Source organism: Mycobacterium sp. (genome assembly GCF_035499775.1).
GTDB lineage: Bacteria > Actinomycetota > Actinomycetes > Mycobacteriales > Mycobacteriaceae > Mycobacterium.
The window spans coordinates 1-2950 of sequence record NZ_DATJYB010000142.1; the positions used below are offsets into that span (position 1 = coordinate 1).

General features: G+C 64.7%; 4 protein-coding genes and 1 tRNA gene. 2 read left to right on the top strand and 3 right to left on the bottom strand.

Annotation, left to right across the window (positions count from 1 at the left end; genetic code table 11):
* The coding region (locus VML93_RS09765) for a dCTP deaminase domain-containing protein (RefSeq protein ID WP_414686320.1) at positions 1–139 on the bottom strand (139 nt) is incomplete at its 3' end.
* A gap of 37 nt (positions 140–176) precedes the next feature.
* Positions 177–854 carry a hypothetical protein gene (locus VML93_RS09770; protein WP_325610060.1) on the bottom strand — a complete coding sequence of 226 codons (678 nt, stop codon included), beginning with the start codon at positions 852–854 and terminating at the stop codon, positions 177–179.
* 189 nt (positions 855–1043) lie between these two features.
* Here VML93_RS09770 and VML93_RS09775 point away from each other — a divergent pair.
* A tRNA-Gly gene (locus VML93_RS09775) sits at positions 1044–1117 on the top strand.
* 131 nt (positions 1118–1248) lie between these two features.
* Here VML93_RS09775 and VML93_RS09780 read toward each other — a convergent pair.
* On the bottom strand, positions 1249–2235 hold the full coding sequence (locus VML93_RS09780; protein WP_325610062.1) for an alpha/beta hydrolase: 987 nt from the start codon (positions 2233–2235) through the stop codon (positions 1249–1251).
* 188 nt (positions 2236–2423) lie between these two features.
* Here VML93_RS09780 and VML93_RS09785 point away from each other — a divergent pair.
* Positions 2424–2950, top strand: a 527-nt coding sequence (locus tag VML93_RS09785) for a class I SAM-dependent methyltransferase (protein ID WP_325610063.1), incomplete at its 3' end; no start/stop codon positions are given.

The following is a 2950-nucleotide window of genomic DNA, read 5'->3' on the forward strand; positions in this document are numbered from 1 at the left end:
GGGTGTTGTTGAACACCCGGAACATGCGGTCGAGCCGTACATCGATGCTCGACGGCTGCACCAGGGTGTCGTCGAACGGGTCGATACCCAATCGGCCGGCGGTGATTTCAGCCCTGAGGTCACGATCGGAGAGCAGCACCCGACGAGCCTATCGCTCGGCGGCGGGTTCCCCGGGCTCAGCGTAAGTACTCTTCGTGACCCGTGGGGTAGCCGCCGCCGGTGGTGGTGACGTGGACGTGGTCGTAGTGGCCCAGGCGGCTGGGTTGCGAGCCACCGGGCGTGTAGTAGACGCCGCGCCAGATCGCGTCCTGCATCCCGAATCGGTTGGCGTTCGCCAGCACATACGCGACGATCCGGTTCCCCAGGTCGATGCCGGCGGCGCTCTCCGGGTTGGGAATCATCACGTCGAGGGCCAAGCCATTGGGATGCCAGGGCAGCGGATCCGGTCGGCAGCCGCCGATTTCGTGAATCTCGGGGAATTCCGCGCTGATTGCGCGCGCCGCCAGGATGGTCCTTACTTGTAGGCCTCGTTCCGAGGCGACCCCAGCGGGCAAGAATCGCGATCCGACTCGCAATCGCGACGCCGCGGTTAATTCGCCGTCTGGGACACCCATTCCTTGCGTGCCGCCGGACAAATTCCGCGGGGTTGCCTCGGCTCCCACGATCTGCACGCCGCTCGGCGCATTCAGGGCGGCGGCAGCCGGCTTGACGGGGCCGTTGGCAGGGGCGAAGTAGACGGCTGCGGCCGTGGCGAACGACACCGCGGCAGGGGCGAGGGCGACAGCCAGGACCACCGAACGATTGCGTGGTTTTCGGTGAGTTCGGGGTTTCCCGGGTAATACGTGCCTGCCCACCTAGAGCACCATACGAGATAACTGCCAGATAACGAAACGATAAATATGCGAATCTTAGAATTGATTGAAGGTCACTAGTCGTCGTTAGCGTCTAATCGGATCGCTTAATTGCGCCGTCGCGCGTGGGCGACACCCGACGAGGCCTGCCCGTGAGCCCGACGCTGGATGCTAGCCTTCTGGGGCAACCGCGCCGATGTAGTTCAATGGCAGAACATCAGCTTCCCAAGCTGAATACGCGGGTTCGATTCCCGTCATCGGCTCCACGAAAGTCCAGCTCAGACGGCCCGAATTCCGCTCATGGCCAGGGCGGTGGTCCCGTAACGGTCCCGTAGGCCTAACCGGGGATAAAGCTACGCCAGCACGCACAAAGTCTGGTACAAACCACCGCTGAGCATCACAGGTGTGCCTTCAAATGGTTCACCAAACCCTGAATGAACGTCTCCATCGACGGCGCCTTCCGCGCGTAGCCGTCTGCGGCGTGGTACATCCGCGGGACAGTGATCAGCTCACACGGCACACCGCATGCACGTAGCTTCTCCGCGTACGCCACGTCCTCGCCGTAGTAGAGGTCCAACTCGCCGACGCCGATCCACGCGGGCGGAAGGCCGAACAGGTCATCGCGTCGCGCAGGCGCTGCGTAAGCCGGCGCATCGGACATCCGCGGTTCCCGGCCGAGGTACGCGGTCCATGCAAACCGGTTCGATTCGGGAGTCCAGACAATCCGGCCGCGGCCCTCGGCATCGCCGTTCAGAACCGTGCGGTCGTCGAGCATCGGGTAAACAAGCCCTTGGGCACGCAGAGCGATTCCCTCGTCGTGGCTGCGCTGCGCGACCGCCGCCGCCAGTCCGCCGCCTGCGCTCAGCCCCGTGACGGCGATGCGATCGGCATCTATCCCCAACTCGTCGGCGTGCTCGCGCATCCAAGCCAGGGTGGTCATACAGTCGTCAAGCGCTGCGGGGAAAGGGTTTTCGGGGGCGAGCCGGTAGTCCGGAGCCACGACAACCGCGCCCAGATCCCTCGCGAGCCGCCCATGATTCATCTGCTCGAGCTGCGGAGATCCAACGATCATGCCGCCGCCGTGCAGCGACAGCACCGCGGGCCGTTTGGTCCGATGCCCGTCGGGCGTCGTGACGAGGACCCGTATTCCAGGGTCGCCGATCGTTCGCGTGGCGACATTGACGCCACTGCCGGGCGATGACTTGACTCGGTATACGGCGCGGAGGACCGACAGCGTCTTGTCCGAGTGGGTGACCGTCACAAACGGCAGCGCCGGGCTGCGCAGCTCGGGCTCCACATGGGCGAGCGCGTCGCGCATCGCGAGATACCGACGGGCGGCCAGCGCGGCGACCCCGACAGCGGCGAGCGCCGCGATCTTCTTCATGGTCGGTGAATGTAGTCGCTCAGGGGTGGGGGACTACCAGAACCTTTGAGCGGTCTTTCCTCCTCACCTCCACCCCGCGTCACCTCTGTTGCAAACGGTGGGCGTGTGTCCCACCACCGTCCACAGGCGAGGTAGACCGTCTTCGTTCTGTGGAATTGCGAACCGAGCGCGCGCGCTACCGTACCGAAATGGATGAGAAGGTTCCCCGGTTCGATTTTGATGCGCTGTACCGCGGTCAGAGTCCGGCCCCAGGCATACCGGCCATGGCATCGCCGCCATGGGATACCAGGGCTCCCGACGACTTCGTCATCGGCTGGCACGAGGCAGGGCTGATCCGCGGTGACGTCCTTGACGTCGGCTGCGGTCTTGGCGACAACGCGATCTATCTGGTCCAGCAGGGCCATGACGTCACCGGCCTGGACATTTCGCCCGCTGCGTTGAGCACCGCACGACAGCGGGCCGAGGATGCCGGTGTCGACCTGAAGTTCGTCGTGGGCGACGCCACCGAGCTCGGAGGTTACTCCGAGGCGTTCGACACTGTGATCGACTGCGGTATGTATCACTGTCTCGATGACAACGCCATGCGCGGTTACCTTTTGGCGCTGCATCGCGCCACCCGCTCCGGCGCGCGGCTGCTGCTGGGTTGCTTTTCTGATGACACCACCGTCAAGGTCAAGTGGCCACGGTCGCTGTCCGAGCGATCGCTGCGCGACGG

Coding starts and splice junctions, on each gene's coding strand:
- VML93_RS09780 (WP_325610062.1), bottom strand. CDS start 2,235: ATGAAGAAGATCGCGGCGCTCGCCGCTGTCGGGGTCGCCGCGCTGGCC.